17 protein-coding genes and 1 tRNA gene are annotated in these 18,834 nt (G+C 50.8%); 11 read left to right on the top strand and 7 right to left on the bottom strand.

All coding sequences use genetic code 11. The features are described 5' to 3' along the window. Positions 1–129 precede the first annotated feature (129 nt). The gene (locus H6624_14900) at positions 130–1,167 is read left to right on the top strand and encodes a hypothetical protein (protein ID MCB9085632.1); all 1,038 of its coding nucleotides are present in this window, start codon (positions 130–132) and stop codon (positions 1,165–1,167) included. A gap of 188 nt (positions 1,168–1,355) precedes the next feature. Here H6624_14900 and H6624_14895 read toward each other — a convergent pair whose 3' ends face one another. Together H6624_14895 and H6624_14890 are read right to left on the bottom strand one after the other, a co-directional pair. Then, positions 1,356–1,898: a hypothetical protein gene (locus tag H6624_14895; GenBank protein MCB9085631.1), complete on the bottom strand. Its 543-nt coding sequence runs from the start codon at positions 1,896–1,898 to the stop codon at positions 1,356–1,358. Between the two features lie 263 nt (positions 1,899–2,161). Then, positions 2,162–3,328 (bottom strand): radical SAM protein, encoded by a 1,167-nt coding sequence (locus H6624_14890; GenBank protein ID MCB9085630.1) that lies wholly within the window; start codon positions 3,326–3,328, stop codon positions 2,162–2,164. Positions 3,329–3,694: 366 nt separating this feature from the next. On the opposite strand from H6624_14890, the gene H6624_14885 reads away from it, so the two are divergent. Both H6624_14885 and H6624_14880 read left to right on the top strand, forming a co-directional pair. Further along, complete coding sequence (locus H6624_14885; protein MCB9085629.1) at positions 3,695–5,620, top strand: DUF1402 family protein; 1,926 nt, start codon at positions 3,695–3,697, stop codon at positions 5,618–5,620. Next, complete coding sequence (locus H6624_14880; protein MCB9085628.1) at positions 5,620–6,006, top strand: hypothetical protein; 387 nt, start codon at positions 5,620–5,622, stop codon at positions 6,004–6,006. The genes H6624_14885 and H6624_14880 overlap by 1 nt, the downstream gene beginning before the upstream one ends. 197 nt (positions 6,007–6,203) lie before the next feature. Here the strand turns inward: H6624_14880 and H6624_14875 are convergent, their stop codons facing one another. After that, complete coding sequence (locus H6624_14875; GenBank protein MCB9085627.1) at positions 6,204–6,911, bottom strand: outer membrane beta-barrel protein; 708 nt, start codon at positions 6,909–6,911, stop codon at positions 6,204–6,206. A 138-nt stretch (positions 6,912–7,049) separates the two neighbouring features. Between H6624_14875 and H6624_14870 the strand changes: the two genes are divergently transcribed. Then, positions 7,050–7,451, top strand: coding sequence for a hypothetical protein (locus H6624_14870; protein ID MCB9085626.1), 402 nt, complete (start codon positions 7,050–7,052; stop codon positions 7,449–7,451). Positions 7,452–7,679: 228 nt separating this feature from the next. Here the strand turns inward: H6624_14870 and H6624_14865 are convergent, their stop codons facing one another. Then, positions 7,680–7,832, bottom strand: coding sequence for a hypothetical protein (locus tag H6624_14865; GenBank protein MCB9085625.1), 153 nt, complete (start codon positions 7,830–7,832; stop codon positions 7,680–7,682). Between the two features lie 204 nt (positions 7,833–8,036). Next, a complete protein-coding gene (locus H6624_14860) occupies positions 8,037–8,942 on the bottom strand; it encodes a hypothetical protein (GenBank protein MCB9085624.1) in 906 nt (301 codons plus the stop codon). A gap of 370 nt (positions 8,943–9,312) precedes the next feature. On the opposite strand from H6624_14860, the gene H6624_14855 reads away from it, so the two are divergent. Continuing rightward, a tRNA-Leu gene (locus tag H6624_14855) sits at positions 9,313–9,399 on the top strand. Between the two features lie 309 nt (positions 9,400–9,708). Here the strand turns inward: H6624_14855 and H6624_14850 are convergent. Then, entirely contained in the window at positions 9,709–11,256 is a 1,548-nt protein-coding gene (locus H6624_14850) for a hypothetical protein (protein MCB9085623.1), read from the bottom strand. A 131-nt stretch (positions 11,257–11,387) separates the two neighbouring features. Further along, positions 11,388–11,696 carry a hypothetical protein gene (locus tag H6624_14845; GenBank protein ID MCB9085622.1) on the bottom strand — a complete coding sequence of 103 codons (309 nt, stop codon included), beginning with the start codon at positions 11,694–11,696 and terminating at the stop codon, positions 11,388–11,390. A 63-nt stretch (positions 11,697–11,759) separates the two neighbouring features. Between H6624_14845 and queA the strand changes: the two genes are divergently transcribed. From queA to recJ, 6 genes are all read left to right on the top strand, one after another. Next, positions 11,760–12,875: a tRNA preQ1(34) S-adenosylmethionine ribosyltransferase-isomerase QueA gene (gene queA / locus H6624_14840; GenBank protein ID MCB9085621.1), complete on the top strand. Its 1,116-nt coding sequence runs from the start codon at positions 11,760–11,762 to the stop codon at positions 12,873–12,875. Further along, positions 12,860–13,987, top strand: coding sequence for a tRNA guanosine(34) transglycosylase Tgt (gene tgt, locus H6624_14835; protein ID MCB9085620.1), 1,128 nt, complete (start codon positions 12,860–12,862; stop codon positions 13,985–13,987). Before queA ends, tgt begins: the two co-directional genes overlap by 16 nt. Before the next feature lie 93 nt (positions 13,988–14,080). Further along, a complete protein-coding gene (gene yajC / locus H6624_14830; GenBank protein ID MCB9085619.1) occupies positions 14,081–14,398 on the top strand; it encodes a preprotein translocase subunit YajC in 318 nt (105 codons plus the stop codon). Beyond that, entirely contained in the window at positions 14,398–16,098 is a 1,701-nt protein-coding gene (gene secD / locus H6624_14825; protein ID MCB9085618.1) for a protein translocase subunit SecD, read from the top strand. Before yajC ends, secD begins: the two co-directional genes overlap by 1 nt. 17 nt (positions 16,099–16,115) lie before the next feature. Then, positions 16,116–17,081, top strand: a complete 966-nt coding sequence (secF, locus tag H6624_14820; GenBank protein MCB9085617.1) for a protein translocase subunit SecF — start codon at positions 16,116–16,118, stop codon at positions 17,079–17,081. Next, positions 17,050–18,816 (top strand): single-stranded-DNA-specific exonuclease RecJ, encoded by a 1,767-nt coding sequence (gene recJ / locus H6624_14815; GenBank protein MCB9085616.1) that lies wholly within the window; start codon positions 17,050–17,052, stop codon positions 18,814–18,816. The genes secF and recJ overlap by 32 nt, the downstream gene beginning before the upstream one ends. The last annotated feature ends 18 nt before the right edge of the window (positions 18,817–18,834 follow it).

The following is an 18,834-nucleotide window of genomic DNA, read 5'->3' as shown; positions in this document are numbered from 1 at the left end:
AGACTAATAATTTTATTAGTAATTTCAATTACTTATAGTACTTCCGAAGCTTGGGCGCAGTGCCGGGAAGATGTAAGGAAATTGGAGGAACTTCAATCTGATTCACCTTTTTGGAAAGGTGAAGCGCCTTTGTACGTGCGTTCACCAGAGGGCAAGGACTATCAGATCGGCTTATCCTTTGATGTGGAAATTGGTTTTCAGAACATCAAGGAGCTTGTTGCTGGCGACCCAAGGCTTCGGCGTGAGCTAAAGCGTGCTCTTGCTGAGAATCCGGATGACGTGAACCGAGATGGGAGTCTGAGGTTCATTGGAGATTCTCTCCATCGTGTTCGACAAAATCCACTGGCCGAGAGGTTGGTTGAGCTTGGTGCGAAATGGTTTGCCCACCTTTTCGGAATGCGACCGAGAACGGAAATCGATGGCGACCCCACCGGTAATGTGGAACTCAAGCATCCCACTTACGAAATTGTTCCCAAGCAGTTTTACGATTTGTACAGTCGACTGTTGTTGCAGCTGCGTGACTATAGCGCCGAGTCTCATTTGAGTTTTCCGTCTTTTATTCCTAAGGAAAAGGCCGTCACTATTGCACGAATTCTGGAGACTCATCTTCATCTCGCCCGCTTGGTGAAGAAGTGGTACAAGCCAAGAGCCATTCACTATGGGAACTTCACGACCCTGGCACCAATGAGTGAGGCATTGAGGGGCGGCAGCTCCGCCCATGGGACTGCAGGGCTAATTCGCTTTCAACCTGAAAGGTTTCGAACCCAATCAAGGGAAAATCCTGAAGACAAAATCCCTGCCTACAATCTGGAGTTTAAAAAGTCCAATGGGGCCCGCCATGAATTCCAGATGCTGCAGTTGGGAGTGGAATTGGCCCAGTCCTATGGGTCAATTAAAACATATCCGGATCTTCCTCATCGAAGTCAGCTCGACGGTCACTTTGGTTTCATGGAGGGGGCATTGACTTTTGCCGCCAGTATTTTCCGCCACGAGCCAATCATAGCCGAGGGGCTTCTTACATTGGCAGCTCGCTGGGCGGTGGAATCAAAACGCGGAGGCCAGCAGCAGCCGGGGGAAGTGGTGCCGGAACTTTGGGAGCGCACAGCTCGATTTATTCAGGACAACAAGATCCTAGATCGAATGTTGGACCCACAACTCTACCGGTAGAGAAGCCCTCAGTGAGTTTGTTGAATACCCGAAGGGCCTCCTACGGCAAGGTGTTGTGGACAAAGTGACCTGGGTCTCCATCCAAAGGGAACCAGGCTTGATTGAAAAGGAATGCATCCTTCTGCTGTCGGCTCCGACTCCCTAGTCAAAGCCAGCATTTGCCTGGTCCCGATATCAAATGCGGTCTACTATTGAGCCCCGTTTGTCTGCACAAAGGGAAGGATTCCCACTGGCCGAAATGGATTCACCCGAATCACGGGCAATCGAGCGACAGGGCCCTCAACAATCTCACCCTGTACGGGCTTCACGGGAATCAACTCACCATTAGGGCCAATAATTCTTCCTTGAATGGGCTTGAGCCCACTGTGAGGTTCCACAGGCTCCAAATAGCCCGGAGGCGCGGGGGCAATCCCCACGATCGGCCGTCTGATCCGCACCACCTCTCCATTCCCGGGCGCTGGCAGGATGCGGACTGGATGAGCGTATTTCTTGGCATATTTGCTAATGGCGCGCTTTTCGCTTACCGCATGCTCCTCAATGACCACGCCGTGATTGGTGCCGTACCAGTTCCCGGATTTCTTTTTGCCGTACCACTTTCCGGATTTTTGTTTGGAAGCTTTCACTGAACCGTGGCTTTCGAGGGTGATACTCTCGGCCAAAGCTGGCGGGGGTGATTGCAGGGCTAATCCTAATCCAGCCGCAATCAAAAAGACCTTAAACCTTGTACTCATACTCTGTCCTCCATGTTGGAATTCCTCATCTCCAATGGAGTGACCTCATCCCTCTACGTTAACTATTATAGCACCGATGGTAGACGATCCCCTATGGGGATTATGGAAATCTGAGGGGTGGGATTATTGGCAGGTGACTGGTTAGGCGACAGTTGGAGATCCAAGACTGATACTTCCAAATGCAAATGGCCTCAAACTAGACAGATTGCTCAGTTTCTTTACGGTCTGTCATCGCATTAGCCTCGGTTTTGGGTAGGCTCGATCTAGAGGCCGCGAATGAAGTCAGCAATGGGTTGGCCAATCGACTCAATCCTGTCGCCTCGTTTTGCTTCTAGGATTCGGGTGTAGGCTTTGAGTTCCCCAAGTCGTTTCAGCCGCTGGTCTTCATCCAGGGGTTTCCATAGGGCCTTTTGGATACACTGAATTTCCCAACTTAGATCATCCTCCTCAGGAAAATCAGCGAGGATGTTAGACAGATACTTATCGGCCATCTCCTTAATGTCATTTGGTAGAATATTGATGTTAAGGAAAGGCGGGCCAACAAGAATCTGCTGTAGAGTAATAAGATAACCTCGGTTCCGCGACCATTTAATAAGCTCTCCAATATCAAATAAGCTATAAATCTGAATTGTCGGCGACACAACGACTCGTGAGAAGTTTGGCAATTGAGAAAGCAAGTCCATATTGCGAGCCACGGCATCCAGTGTGTAAGTATCGGGCCCGCTTCGGGCATAGGCGTTGACCTTTTCAGTCCCCTCAATACTGAGTAGTACTTTAACCGTGGAAAACTGCTTAAGGTCGTCCAGGTATTTACCTGGGTCAATGGAGCCATTGGTTGTGATGTAAAGGTTAGTGTTTTTAGATAAACCGAGCGAATTCATCTCGCGCAGAAACTGGTGAAACATTTTGCTGAGAAAGGGCTCGCCACCTTCAATCATCAGCTTAAAGGGAGAGCCAGCACTTTTGAGGATGTCGGTCGTCTGCTGAAGGGCTGGCTCTGTTTGTTTGAACCACTTGGGATCTATTCGTCTGCCATCGAACTCTTCATCTAACAAGGTCTTATCATCTTTGAACCACGCCGTACTGAACTCTGAGGAGCACATTCTGCATGTCAGGTTGCAAACATTTGAGAAACCAATTTTTATCTGAAAGACTTTTTGTTCCGAACTGGTGAAGTCGATGCCTTGCTGTTCGAGATAGTCACCAAAGGAGTCCTGAAATCTGGTTCTCGTTGATTGGATTCCCAGATCTTCCTTGCGGCGGCATGCTTCGCAACCTTTTGGCCACTCTCCACTAAGCACTTTGCGGCGGATTTCCGCCAAGCCCTCACTCATCCAGTAGCTTCCGAGAGAATCTCCCTTATTAGTGTTGCCGGCATTCTCTGGCGACAAATAGCTGCAGCAAGGGGAAATATGCCCAGATGGACTCATGAATAGTGCTGTGAAGGGCATTAGACACAGTGGCTTCAGCGCAAAATTCCTTTTTTACCTCTAAGTCCCAAACTACTAACCTGAGCTTAGTTGGTCGTTGCATAAAAGAACGTTTCCCGTGCAGGAATCATTCGGGTAACCCGTTAAGGGTAGAACGAGTTGTGGCCTCGGCGCAAGCAAGTGGTCAACTATACCCTTTTATGCCATGTGTGCGAATCCTGAGAGGAACGCTCACGAATTGGTCATTCCAGATATAGGCGGTAAGAACTAGTAGTGGCCGAGGCTGTTGGCAATTTACTGCTGCAGGGCCTAAGGACTGGACCTAGGCTCCGTCTAGTTAAGCTATTGAAATCCCGATGAGAAAGAGTGGTACACCGTATTTTGATCGTCATCACTATTCTCTTCCTGTTTGAAGCCGTTGGGGTTGCAAGAGAGGAAGAAGACCTCGACCAGCGGGCTTTTTTAGCCCCAAGTCCTCGCATTGTTGCTCTCCTTCGTGAGCTCAAGAATGAAATCAAAACTCTTGGGCAGAGATACAAAGTTGACCCGAGAGCCATTGCGGGCGCTGTCTTGGCGGAGAATACCATGAACTCTGGCTTGGACGAACAGATCCAAACCTGGCTGGCCAGCCGAGGGACCTACGAAGTGGCCGGAAGGAAGTTCTCTTTCGGTTTAGGTCAGCTCTATGATTTTTCGGCCATGAAAAGCGAACGTGTTTTGGCGGGACTTGATGGGCGCGAGGAAAGATCTCTCAGTCTTGTTCGTCGTGACGTCCTTACGGCGGAAGGGTCCCTTTACTACGTGGCCGGAGCCATGCGAGACGTTCAAGATGTGTATGAGACTGAGGGCTTTAGCGTGAAGGACAAGCCGGAACTTCTGGCCACCCTTTACAACATTGGCAAACCCGAGGAGAGGGCTAAGCGTCGAAGGAAGCATAAGGGTGTGCCGCAACCAAACTACTTTGGGCGCTTTGTTTTGCGAAATATGTCGGTGATCGAAGAAGCAATTGAATTTGGCCTTCCTCCGGAAGGGAAATCAAGGGCTTTGCCCCCGGAGAGTTTTGAGGAGCAGGTTGTACAAGTCAGATACCCACTGCTCAATGACAAAGTCACTCTTCCCAAGAGAATGACCACTCGTTTTTATCATCGCTGGTACGATCAGCTGACGAATCAGCCGTCGGCCTTTGATTTGACTGGGGCCTACAGGGTCGTCGGCCGCAACGTCAATGGCGAACTAAAACCCTATGTCCTTTTGGAAGATCAGTTTGGAGCCCGAGGCTGGATCGGCGAGGAGGAGTTGCGCGAAAAAACCCATCCAAGCCTCAAGGTCAAGGCCTTTGATTGTCGAACCAGACAAGATGTTTGCATCGACAGCATTTCCAAAGTTGCCGATGGCAAGGCCCTGGAGCAGGATGGGGAAAGTGTATTGGTGGACTTTGGCCGGACCACAGGCAACCTTCAAACTTATTACCCCTTTCATCATCCCCTTTGTCTGTTGGACCGTGAGGATCAAAAGCAGTATTTTAAACAACATGGAGTCAATCGCGAACTTCCTATCGACACCGACAAGTGGACTTGGAAACAAAGAATAAAGGGAGCATTCAATACTCTTGGCTCCCTTTCTTCAGCAAGCAAAGCAAGGGGGCTCGACCGCCAAGCATCGGGGGAGGTGAGCACGAGATTTCGTGATCGTTGGCTGGAAGAGAATAGGACTGATGTTGTCCTGGAAAAGGAAAAAGCACAAAGAAAGCAGAGGGCTCAAGCCTATCTGAGGAGTTTGAGTCTTGTAGTCGAGACTTGTTCGGCTTCAAGGATGAATCTAGAAATGCAATGGGTGATTCAGTACGACGCCCAAGTTCGTCAATCCAGAGATCTAGACATCGAGATGAATTCAGAAAAACTTGAGAGTTTGCTGGCAAAGTGTCGGCAGCTGGGGGAGGCCAATGACTCTTCAAATTGCGAGACCATCGGGTCGGAACTGTCAGTGCCGAATCAAGCGAAAAAAGTAGTAGCTTTGACCGAAGCTGACTTGGAGAAAACCATCATGTTTGAATACATGGACCTGTTTGCCAAGGATGTGAGCCTGAAGGATGTGGATTGCATCTATGATCCTTTGCAAACAGCGGATTTGGTGGGAAGATTGTCTCAGCTGGAATGTGTGGATCTGGTCACCGTCCCAGATGAGTTCTTGGCGACCCAGTCACGGGCTCCGGCACAACGTCTGAAAGTGGAGCCAGCATCACGAAATGGCATTCGTGTGCGCATGAACCTAAGCTGTAAGGGGGACAGGTAGTGAGAGCATTTTTTTTATTGGCGATAATTCTACTGGCAACCAAATCCGTCGAGGCACTTGAGTGCAAAGTGGCGGAGTACAAGCTTTCCCGGGATCTCACTGTTGGCCAGATCAAAAGCAGTTTTAGTCAGATCGATCGAGATCTTCTAGTTCAGATGGCTTGGGGGGAGATGTTGAAACCCCAAAAGAAATCGATGGTCACCCCATTACTCCATTACCTAGCGGGCACGGAAGACAATGCCGACCGCCATGGTTACTTTCGGACTATGCTCCACTTGGTCACCGGAGACAATCAGCCGATGTCGCGAATCAAGATTTGGCCCCAGCGAGGTGAGATCCGCAAGTCCCCGTTCAACCTCCAGCGTCTCTGCGAACTTTACCGCTAGGAGCGCGCGGAGGCGTACACAGATGTACGCAGGATAGGGGAGTGACGAAGGCAACGCAGAAGATTCCCCGAGAAGCTCATAGCACCAGACGAATAAAAAGGGGTCAGATTCGAGGCGGCAAGGAGCGAGTGCGGAGGCGTACATAGATGTACGCCGCACAAGGGAGAGACGCTGCCAACGAAGAAGATGACCCCTTTTTATTCGTCTGGGAGGCGATAGGCGAGACCGGTGGACAGAGTAAACCCCTGATACACCGACTTCCCATCTGCCTTAGTCGCATCGACCTGACCCCGATAAAAAGTGGTGTCCAAAATCCAATCCCAGGATTGAGAAAGATAAAATCGTCCACCAAACCCAGCGGTCAATAGCCAGTCGTAGTTGTTGGCTTTGTTGCGCACATCTTCGGTGGCCGACCGGCCGAGAGCGGCGACTTCAAAATCTGATTGAGCGAGATAGGCGGCAGTAAAGCCGAGTTTTAAAAAAGCACTGGAGAAGGTATCGGAGAAGAAATGAATCTTAGCGAGAAGGGGCAGAGTGATAAAGTTGGAGCGCAATTGAAAATTAAAGGGCAAAATTCCAGCTTTGCCGTTACCGGCAGTTCCGGACTGGAGAACTCCGAGCCCAGATTCAAAGCGAACCCTGCCTTTGCCCACTTCGATGCCAATTCCACCCATTCCCCGTTGATTGAGAGATGCTTTGGATGTGCCAATGTCTCCTTTGAGTTCAAAAAGGGAGGCACCGAGATAGGGGAAAATGGTGATGCGGCTGGGAGGCCTAAGGGGCTCAGATGCCCCGAGAGTACCCTGAGAGGACCCCACCTCTTCAGCGTGAAGACCCGGGATGAAAACCAAAGCAACCAAAGCCAGGGCCGAGAATCGAGCTGAAAGGTAAGAGACTGAAATCATGAACATTCAGCATAAGTGGTTTCCTCAGAGGGTGCCAGGATTGAGCTTCTTTTTTTGAAACAGAGAGTCCCGTCCCTTCGTCTGTATGGGTGAAGTGTGCTTCAATTTCTTGGTTATATTCCATTGGAGGGAATGACAATGAACCAGGGTTCTCAGTATTTTCATAAAAATATCAACTATCTATGTGCATTGACTGTGGCCTTGCTGGGCTGGAGCAGTCAGGCCGTGGGCCTGGAAGTCTTCACCAAATCAAAGGACGCCCAGGAGATGTCGGCTTTGATTGAAAAGTATGAAAAGGACAGCAACATTGTTGCAGAAGAGGATGGTGAAGAACTGGAGGAGGTGGCGAGGGACTTAGTGGCTCCTGAGCCGACCCGGCCCCAGCCATCAAGCGGTCGCGATGAGCCCTTTGACGACATTGATTTTAGCAGAGGCAATCCTTCATCAGAGGCCAGCAAGCAAGCCACAGAGATTTCAGACGATGAAATTCGCATTGAAGTGGAATCGGTTGAAAGAGCCGAGACAGCGGCCTGGAATTAAAAAAAGCCGGGCTTTCGCCCGGCGGCTCGCATGGGGAACGCAGTAATGGGGTAGTTGCACCATGCAAAACTCAATCGAAATTCAAAATTTAAGAAAGGCTTCTAGTCCTCTTCGCGCTGCTGGTGACTGCGCCAGCGAACTTTTGCAGCTCGTGGTCCCGTCATCAGTACAAAAGACGACAGAACAGTGATGGCGTATAGGACACAGAAGATGGTGATCAGTAGAGAGTCACTCATGATCACTTGCCTCCATAATCTGGCGAAGCAAATAAAAGGCTCGCCGGTGAATCCAAGCTCGGGTTTCAGCGTGCGTCTCGTCCTTGAGGCGCTCCGCTAGAAGACTGAGCTCATCTGTTATCTGAACCAATTCGCTCAAAGCCATTTGGTCCCCCTCTTCCTCGACCCGTCCTTGGGCGAGGCCCACAGGAAGCGTCCGTGCTTCCCGATTTTTACCGCCGCATCCGTGCAGCTCTCATTCATTGGGACAAGCAGGATCCATCGATGGGTTAATGACTCGGTGCAAATGCAAAAAGGCCTTCCCGTACAGGAAGGCCTTCACAGCTCTAACATATTTGAATAACTGGATTTACTCGGAATACCCCATATAGAATCCCCAGGCCTGGTGGTGCTCATCGACCACTATCAATATATTGCGGCTCCAGGGAAAGGGATCTTCTTCTCCGCCAGCGAAATAGAAACGCTTGAGAATGGCGGTCTCCTTGAGAGCGGTGGCTAGGGGTGCAAATTCCTTGTCTCCTTCGGGGCCCTCATGGGAGTTCCAGAAGTCCTCGATGGCTGTGAAGCCGGCGGAGACATAAGAGATGCGGCGAAGATCAAAGGCTTTGCGCAAGTGACTAAAGAGTTGGTCGCTTTCAATGACAGCAGGGTCTAATTGAACAGGATTGAAAAAGCCCTGATCAAGAGTGGTGCCGGAACCCACTTTGTTCCAGGTGGTGCGCAGGAATTTGTAGTTCATGGAGCCGGGAACTTTAAAAGTCTTCTCTACTTTTTGGTTCTCAGCGCGGTTGATTGAGCCGTAGAAAAGCAGACTGTAGGGAGCCTTTTTATTGATGAAGCCATTGCTATCAATGTGATTAGCCAGATCTTCAAGAGCCATTTCTTTAAACCAACGAACCATGGTGCGAGTGTGGACCGAGGTTTTTCCTCGTCTCTTGAGCATGGCTATTACAGCGTCACCAAGATCATAGGCGTCCTGACAGTGAGGGAGTCTTGATGAACCGCCATTTGGATATCCACTGTTGCGAAACTGAGAGACGATTTCCTTTGTGATGAGATTTTGTCCGACCTTGTTGTTTTCTTTTTCCCAGCGGGCCAAACAACCTTTGAGGGAAGAGGACATGGACTTCTGAAATTCCACGGCCACTTCGGCGGGCGTGACCTGCCCGAGCGGAACGGGATCGCTCATGCCTGCAGCAGTTTGCAGAATTAAAATGGATGCACACAGACCCATAAGAAGCTTAATGGATGACATATTTCCCCCTCAATTTTTCTGGTCCCCGATACAGGGTCTGTTTATTAGATTGATGGGGGGATGGCCATTGCCCGGTGGCAGTTGTAAATTTTGCTCTTGGCCAAATAAAACAGGCGAGACCCTATGCCTCGCCTGGTGGGTTGTCGTCAAAATTTCCCCGGTTACCCGAGGGAGGGGTGGTGCGAGCGAATTTAATCACCACCTCTCAATGGGTATGACGCAATTGGCCTATGGATCGTTTCAGGAAAAATGGCTCGTCTCATTTTGAGTCAGGCTTGGGTGGTTTTGGCTGATTGAAAGGGAAAGAGCTGTGATTGACAGGGGATATGGGCCCGATTATCTTAGCTGCTCAATTTTAGGGCCCTCAGATGCGCCGGTGGCGGAATTGGTAGACGCACCAGCTTGAGGGGCTGGCGGTCGCAAGATCGTGCTGGTTCAAGTCCAGTCCGGCGCACCAAATTTTCGCAGAGCCCGCAGGGCGAACGAAAATTTGGTGGAGGAGATGAGCGTAGTTGACGAGCCCATCCCAATTGGATGGGGCGGCAACAAGCGAAAGTCTACACCGAGCGCACAGAAGCGCGAGGTCCAATACCCAAAAGTAGATAATGATTTTCCAAACTGGCCCCCTTAATTGTTAATTCACAAAACCGCGTGTCGCTCACTTGGTGCGACGGATGGACTTGAAGCGCGAGGTCCAATCCCCAAGACATTCCTCTGATAAAGGATTTCGTGAATTAACAATTAAGGGGGCCAGTTTATGCGCCGATCAAATCTCCTTGATCAACAGCTCCCAAATCTCGTTGTCACGCACCCCGAAGGAGCCACACAGGCCGAAGGCGACCCGTTTGTTGTCGTTAGCGACTGAGTAGGCTGAAGCTGAATTGTAGATGCCGGTGAGGGGAGAAAAGTCCGCGGCCTCCATGGGGACCGATTTGCTTTCGCTCTTTGCGAGGCTCAATGGTTGGGATAGATCCTGGTCAAATCGGTACACTTTTGCCTCGGTGATGCCGCCAACTGCTAAGTACAAATAGCCAGTCACTGCGGAAAACTGAAAACGTGCACGAAAACTGTCGGCGAGAGCGAACTGAGCTTGGGGTAAGTCTTCAGGCTTTGCCTGATAGTAGTACACGTTTTTCCAGCCGTTTCGTACCAAACTGTGAACGGCACCTGAGGTAGGGTCGACCCAAACATCGGTGTTTCTCTCGGGCTTAAAGTCCTCGAAGTCCGGGTAGTTTTGAATTTGAATAGTTTGTCCTAAGGTCACACTTCCCCAGGCGGCGCGCACAACAAAGTTGTCCGGGTCAGCATAGTCACCTTGGGAATACTGGCCGTGAATGATCATGCGGTCGTCGGCGACAAAAGTGGGGTGAATGAAACCCAAATCATTGTAGGTGCCGAGTTCAGTGGTGATTGGTCCCAGCCACTGCTGATTGGTATCGGTATAGATGTAGGAGAATTGGCCACCGGTGCGGTTGGGGCCAAAGGTCATCCACCAAACCACGCGCACACCCTTGGGATTTATGGCCGTCCCGAGGTAAGTGGTGGTGGAATCCAATGCCAATTGGCCGCTTTCCACTTGGACAGGAGCGCAGGTTTTGTCATTGAGATCATTGGTATTGAGCACACATTCCTGCAGCGGGAAGGGGGTGGCGCTGACCAGTGCGTAGGAAAAGATCTTGGTTCCATCCGAGAGGCTCGATGGTCGCTGTTGAACAGCGGGCAGGTTTTCCTGCTCAGACATGAGTGTCCATTCCCCGGCCGTTGACTTCTTGTAGTATTGATTGGTTTCAAACACACAGTAGTTGTTCACATAGTGACAGACTTCCGACTGCTTGTTGCCCACAAACCACTGGGAGCCATCCGCCAAGGTCATCAGTCCTCGTGACTGGGGATTTCCTCCACCCATAAAACCAACCTGGGTTTCCACTTCCGGGCGACCACGCATGTTGTCTGCAGTGATTTGGGACAGGGACAGGTCAAACTTTGGCTTTAAAACCTGACAGTCGGCAAAGCCAGCGGTTCCCGATAGGCTGCCGTCATCGCAGCTGCGGACTTCGCTGGTGCAGGTTTTGCCCCAGTCCACGTCGCTGCTGAAGAAGGCCTCCACCTGCTGGCCATGGGCCACCTCCTTGCCGGCAAATTGGCAGGAGAGCTTTTTGACTTCCACCTGACAGCCGGGAGCGGAGGGATTCTCCTCACAGAGGCTCGACTGGTGTCGCACATACCGGCTCTCATAGGCACCGCAGCCAGTAAAAGAAAACACCACCACCACGAGAGCCCACAGGCCCACATTATTTTGCATCTTAGATTTCATGAAAACACCCAACCAGAGTCTTTATTGTAGCTGGATTGTCTCGATTTGCGATGTTTCTCGGAGGTTTGTCTCAAAATGAGACGGAATATTTGGGAGCCCTATCGGTGAGGGCTCCCAGAATTAGGCGAGGATCACTCGCCAGCAGGCGTGCGAAAATCAATGGGCATATTGGGGTAATGCTTCTTAGCCAGCTCAGTTCCGATAAGAATCAGCTTGGCGTCCATTTCCTCGCAGGTAGCGGAAGACTGCATCGCCGCAATCAGGCTTTCACCAAAGGCCTGGTACTCATTCATGTCGATCTTTCTTTGGACCATGGCAAATGAACCAAGCTCGGACACGTTTTGCATCACTGTGTAGTCACACTTTTGCACTTCGGTTTGGGTCATCGCTGCTGCTGAAAAGCCAAATAGGCTCAATGCCGCAATCAGGGCGTATTTCATGGGGGCTCCTTCGATCAAGGGGTTATGATTGGATAAATTGTAGATAAGTATCTATCAGATCGAATGGAAGGACCGAGAGTTGAGATTTTCCAATCCGCCGATGAGAATTTTCATCCCAAACTCTTTGCCACTCGAAGGGTCTACAGCTATATCGATGCAGACATGAAAACATCCGAATTATCCTATTCTTACCCCGAAGAGTTGGTGGCGCAGAAGCCAGTGACCGACAGTCGTGTCTTGTGGGTGGATAATAATGACAAGTGGCGCGAAGCATCTTTAGAAGAGGTGAAGAAGTCCCTCCAGCCAGGGGACACTTTGATTCTCAATGACAGCGGAGTGATTCCCTGCCGGGTTTTTACTGATGAGGGTTTGGAAATTCTCTTTATTCGCCAGGAAGAACCCTTGGTTTGGCAGGTGCTGTTTCCGGCTCGTAATTACAAGCGGGGTGCCGAGATTGCTTTACCGGGAAACTTGCGGGCTAAACTGATCGCCAAAGGATTGCCGCAAAAGTTGCAGTTGAGCGAGCCCTTGCAGGATGAGTATTTTGACCGCTTTGGCGAGTTGGCCCTGCCCCCGTACATTCAAAAGGCCAGAGGTGAGCGTCACAATCGTGAGACCGAAGAGGCCTGGTACCAAACTGATTGGTGGAAGGTGAGAGGGAGTTGTGCGGCGCCGACGGCGAGTCTCCATTTTTCCAAACAAGACGTGGAATCCTGGCAGGAAAAGGGTGTGCAAATTGGTTGGGTCACCCTTCATGTGGGGCTTGGCACATTCTTGCCGGTAAAGTCTGAAAATCTTGATGAGCACCCCATGCACAGCGAATGGTGTTTCATCCCGCGAGCGACGGTTGAGGCGATCGAATACACAAAACGCCGCGGGGGAAAGGTGTGGGCTCTGGGGACAACCGCCACACGAACTATCGAATCCTGGGCTCGGGGCAAACTCCAAGAAGGGCCTGAGGGCTGGGCGGGAGAGACCGACCTTTTTATTCGCCCGGGCTTTGAGTTTAAGGTGGTAGATGTGTTAATGACCAACTTTCACCAACCTCAGAGCACCTTGTTGGCCTTGGTCTGCGCCTTTGCCGGCAAAGAAAAGACACTCAGTGCCTATGAATGGGCGGTGGAAAACAAGTTTCGATTATTCAGTTATGGGGATTTAAGTCTATGGCAGCGGAATTAGGCCAGTTTGAGTTGCTTCATCAGCAGGAGGAAGCCCGTGTCGGGCGGCTGCAGACCTTTCATGGCGCCATCGAAACTCCCGTTTTTATGCCTGTGGGAACCAAGGCCAGTGTCAAAGCCATGCTCCCTGAGGAGTTGGTGGAAATCGGCGCCCAGGTCATCTTAGGTAACACCTACCACCTGCATTTGCGACCAGGTGAGGAGACCATTGAACGTCTGGGTGGTCTTCATAAGTTCATGAACTGGCACAAGCCCATTTTGACGGATAGTGGGGGCTTTCAGGTGTTTTCACTCTCTGGTTTGCGCAAGATCACTGAAGAAGGCGTGGAGTTCCGCAGTCATTTGGATGGCGCCAAGCACTTCATCAGCCCAGAAAAATCCATGCAGATCCAAATGGCCCTGGGATCCGACATCATCATGGCCTTTGATGAATGTCCGGCCCATCCATCGACACCCGAAAAACTTAAGGAGTCCATGGATCTTACCCATCGCTGGCTTCTGCGCTGTAAAGAGGCCATGACCCGCAAGGAAAGTCTCTTGTTTGGAATTGTACAAGGGGGATTGGACGCAAAACTACGCATGGAGAGTCTTGAGCAGATCACCAGTGTGGAGTTACCGGGTTATGCCCTTGGTGGCTTCAGTGTGGGTGAACCCATTCATTTGATGCACGAACTGGTGCGAGTGGTGGGCCCGAGGATGCCGAAGCACAAGCCGCGCTATTTAATGGGTGTTGGAACACCGGTTGACTTGGTTTTGTCCGTAGACTCAGGCATCGACATGTTTGATTGCGTGATGCCCACGCGCACGGCGCGCAATGGAACACTTTTCACCTGGCAGGGTAAAGTTCACATTAAACGCCAGCAGTACAAAGAGGACCCAGGGCCCCTGGATCCGGAATGCGATTGTTACACCTGCCAGAATTACTCCAAGGCCTATCTTCGCCATATGTTCATGAGTGGGGAGATCGTCGCCTCCAGGCTCAATACAATCCATAATCTTCACTTCTATTGCCAGGTTATGGACAAGGCTCGGGCGGCCATTCGCGAAGGCCGTTGGCCTGCCTACCGGGACGACTGCTTAACGCGATTCGTCAGGGACGATGCCAAGGCCTAGGCGGGATTTTTCCCCAGTCATTTTCCGCACTTCGTCGTTGATTTTTGCCCCCTCAAATGGTCATTTGTGGACCCGAAAGACGCGGAGGTAAATATGTTCAGTCAGTTGGCTATGGCTCAAGCGGCTGCCGGCAAAGCGGCGCCTGGATTCCTTGAGCAAATGATGCCCTTTCTTTTTATTTTCATCATTTTCTTCTTTTTGATTATTCGTCCTCAACAGAAGCGCGCCAAAAAGCAGCAAGAGTTCCTGGGAGCTCTAAAGCGTGGCGATTCCGTTTTGACATCCGGTGGGATCTTCGGAACCATAGAGGGCCTAACCGACAAGTTCGTCACACTTGAAGTCTCTGATGGTGTGCGCTTGCGGATTCTGCGGACGCAAATTTCAGGCCCCGTGAGTGAGGAAGCAAAATGATTGAAAGTATCAAAGCCCGTGTGGGTATTTTTATCCTGTCCATCCTGATTGGGTTGGCCTGGGTTATGCCTAACTTTATCAACTTTGGCGATGAAGACTGGTGGTTTTCCAAAAAGAAGATCGTCTACGGTCTGGATATTCAGGGTGGACTCCATCTAGTGATGGGTGTGGACACCAAAGGCGTCATTGTCGAAAAGACCAACCGTTTGGCCAAAAGCCTTCAGGGTGAGCTGGCGGACAAGAAAGTGGGCTTTGAGAGTGTGAAATCTCAGGACGAGGACAAGACTCGTCTAGATGTGATGTTAAAGACCGATGCCGATGTGGCCAGTTTGGAGAAGTACATCGAGGAGTTTTATCCTGCGACTTTACAGATCCTTGAGACTGATGGCACCAAGGTCACCCTTCGTTATTATGACAATGTCGTTCGTGAGTACAAAAAGCAGGTGATTGATCAGGCCATTGAAGTGATCCGCAACCGGATTGACGAATTTGGTGTGGCAGAGCCCAGCATTTCGGCCCAAGGGGACAATCGGATTTTGGTTCAGCTTCCCGGTATCAAGGATGCGCAAAGGGCCAAGGAACTCATCAATCGTACCGCTCGCTTGGACTTCCGTATTGTCAGTACGGAAGTTGATCCTGAGAAGTTGGGGCAAATGATTTCGGACGCGGAGGCTGCTGGTAACTATGGCTTGGGCAAAGAGAACATGGGTTACTCAGCCTACGTCAAGCGTCTCAACGAAGATCTGGCAGGCAAGCTTCCAGAAGGCACAGTGGTGGTCTTCCAAAAGCCTGAGAGTGCCGCCAATCTTGAAGCAGGTAAAATTCCCTACGTGGTTTCCAAAGACACCGATCTGGGTGGTAACGAGCTGGAAGATGCCCATGTGCGGCCGGGTGAATACGGTGAGCCCGAAGTTATTTTCTCCTTCAATCCTGATGGTCGTCGCAAGTTTAGTGAGATCACCGAGAAGAATGTGAATAAGCAAATGGCCATTGTCTTGGATGAAGTGGTGCAAAGTGCACCTGTGATCCAGGGTAAGATTTCAACCTCCACGGCGAGGATCACTCTCGGTGGCCGGAACTACCAAGAGACCATGAATGAGGCCAACTTCATCGCTACGGCCTTGAGAGCTGGTGCTCTTCCTGCGGCGCTTGAGCAGCTGGAAGAGAGAACTGTTGGTCCCACCTTAGGTGCTGACGCCATTAATGCCGGCAAAAAGGCGGGCATGGTGGGTGCCATCCTGGTTTTGATTTTTATGATTATCTACTATCGCGGTCTTGGGGTCGTGGCTAACATCGCCCTGTGTTTGAACGTTATGTTCCTGTTGGCAATTCTCACCTCTCTCGGAGCCACTCTCACGCTTCCGGGTGTGGCCGGTATTGCTCTGACTATTGGTATGGCGGTGGATGCCAATATCATTATTTTTGAGAGGATCAAAGAGGAGCTGCGCAAAGGTGCCGGGATCCAGGCGGCCATCAAAGATGGCTTTGGCAACGCTCTCAGCGCGATTATGGATGCGAACATCACCACCATCGCCACCAGCGTGGTTCTGATGTATTACGGAACAGGTCCTGTTCGTGGATTTGCCGTAAGTTTGATTATCGGTGTATTGACCTCTATGTTCACCGCCATTTTTGTCTGTAAGCTAATTATGGACATTATGGTGAATTGGATGAAGGTCAAAAAGATTACGGCTGTTTAAGGGATAAGAGGAAAGAAATGGGAAAAAGACATCAACAACAAAACAATCCCAAGACAGGTCGTAAAAATGACCCCGGGAAGTTTGATTTTTTGAAGTTGGGAACCCCTTTTGCGGTTCTTTCAACAATAGTCGTACTTGCATCCCTCGTGTTGATTGCCACCAAGGGTTTTAACTACGGAATTGATTTCGCCGGTGGAACAGAAGTACAGGTTCAATTCAACCAGGCAGTCGAGGCCGGCCAGGTCCGCAGCTTTACCGATGAGATGGGTTTTAACAAAGCCTCGGTACAGTCTTTTGGTGAACACAATGAATACTTGATTCGCCTTGAGACCATAGAAGGCGAGACCGACAAAGAGACCAATGAATTGCTCAAGACTTTGATTGCCAAGATAACTGAGGGACTGACAAATTCTTTTGCCTCTCAGGGCGCGACCATCCGCCGCGTGGACTCGGTTGGCCCTCAGGTTGGGGCGGAGCTTAAGCGCAATGGTGTTTTGGCAGCATTCTATTGTCTGCTTTTGATTCTGGTTTATATCGGACTGCGATTTGACTACAAATACGCCCCAGGTGCTGTGTTCTGTTTGTTCCATGACTCCATCGTGACTTTGGGGATTTTCTCCCTTTTTGGGCGGGAAGTGAATGTTCAGACGATGGCGGCGATTTTGACCATTATTGGTTACTCTCTCAACGATACGATCATTAACTTCGACCGTATTCGCGAAAATGAGGGGCTGTTTAGAGACGAGAAATTCCCGTGGATTGTCAATCGGGCGGTCAATGATGTTCTAAGCCGAACGATTCTAACTTCCCTTACAACTATGTTAGCCGTGGGAGCCATGTATTTCATCGGCGAGGGCGTGATTCAGGATTTTGCCTTTACCATGGGTATCGGTATTATTGTTGGAACCTACTCGTCCATATACGTTGCCAACCCGTTGGTGATCTTTATGGATGGCATTCTCAATAAGAAGGCAACGGCCTAATCGGATCGTGATTTCCACCCGCTGGCAGCCCCGCTCAGATCTTAAATCTCTTGAAGCCCCGGTTTCCATGCCGGGGTTGATGTGGAAGATCCTGCAGGCCAGGGGGCTCACCTCCAAAGAGGAGGTGAACTCTCATCTCGCGCCGACTCTGCAAAATTTGACCAATCCCTATGAACTGGATGGAATGGATCGGGCGGTTAGTCGCTTGGTTCAAGCCTTTCAAGATAAGGAAAAGATCGTTCTCTACGGTGATTTTGATTTGGACGGGACCTCTGGTGTGGCCTTGCTCCTAAAGGGGATGTCCCTTCTCGGTTTTGAAAGCCTGGTGACTTACCAGCCAAAACGACTGACAGAAGGCTATGGACTTCACACCCACGCGATTGAGCAGTTTCACCGCGATGAAGTCTCTCTGGTGGTAACCATTGATGTGGGTATCACTGCCAATGAGGCCGTATCACGAGCCAATGAGTTGGGGGTGGATGTGATCATCACCGATCATCATCTGCCTGCGGAGACTCTTCCCGAGGCCGTGGCCATTGTGAACCCCAATAAGGGACATTGCCCCTCTCAATTGGGGCACCTATGTGGCACGGGCGTGGCCTTTTATCTGGTTCTGGCTTTGCGCATGAAGTTTCGCGAACTAAAGCTGATGGATCTGGATTTTGATCCCAAAAGTCTCCTCGATTGCTTTGTTATTGGCACCTTGACTGATCTGGTGCCTCTGGTCGGGGAAAACCGGATTTTGGTGAAACATGGTTTAAAGGAGCTGGCTCAAACCCAGCGCCCCGGTCTGCGGGTGTTGATGGAAGAGTTGGGGTTGGCGGGCCGTGAGCTGACGTCTCAGGAAGTGGCCATCCGTTTTGCACCTAAACTCAATGCCCTGTCCCGAATGGAAACCGGAATTTTTCCCCTGGATATCTATTTGGAGGAAAGCACTGAAGAAGCCATTCGTTTGGTTTCAGAGGTCATGGCCAACAATGAAATGCGCCTCAGACTTCAGGCCGAGGCCGAAGAAGATGCGGCCGCACAGGCGAAAGAGCTTGGGCAGCAAGGTTATGTGTGGGTGTGGTCAGACAAATACCACAAAGGTGTGGTGGGTCTTGTGGCCACCAAACTATCGCAAAACCTTGGTGTCCCGGCTTTTGTGGGTTCGTTAAATCCCGAAACTGGAAAGATCACCGGCAGTGCGCGCATTCCTGGTCCTGAAGCGGGTAGTGTCCTCCAGGCCTTAGAATTTGCTTCTCCAGCTCTCAACAAGTTTGGTGGTCATGCGCCGGCGGCGGGGTTTGAAGTTTCTCCTGACAAGGCGGAAGAATTGGACAGGCTCTTTTCCGAGTACTACTCCGATTTGAATGAAGCCCCTTTGGAAACTTCAACACTGCTTTACGATGCCACAGGTTCCCTGTCTGAGGTGACGCCTCAGTTTATGAACTGGTTCCAGCATCTTGGCCCCTTTGGCAGCGGCTGGGAACCGGTGACCCTGTGCCTGGAAAACCTAGAGGTTAAAGGAGTTCGGGAGTTAAGAGGTGGCCATCTCCGTCTAGATGTGGCGGACCGACTGAACCCTCATCGCTTAGAGGCCCTGTGGTTTTCACCACCACGGGATCATCAGTTTTCTGGCCTTTCTCAGCCCATTGGTGAGGTGGTGGATCTCCTCTGTGAGCCCCAGTGGAACTACTTTGCCGGCCGTCAGAAGCTCCAGCTTCTTATTCGCGACCTGCGATTGAGGGTTTGAAACTTTTTCTTGAGACCC

The sequence above is a fragment of the Pseudobdellovibrionaceae bacterium genome (assembly GCA_020635075.1).
Classification (GTDB): Bacteria; Bdellovibrionota; Bdellovibrionia; order Bdellovibrionales; family UBA1609; genus JADZEO01.
The sequence above is the reverse complement of the archived record's forward strand: the minus strand, read 5'-3'. Positions and strand labels throughout refer to the sequence as shown.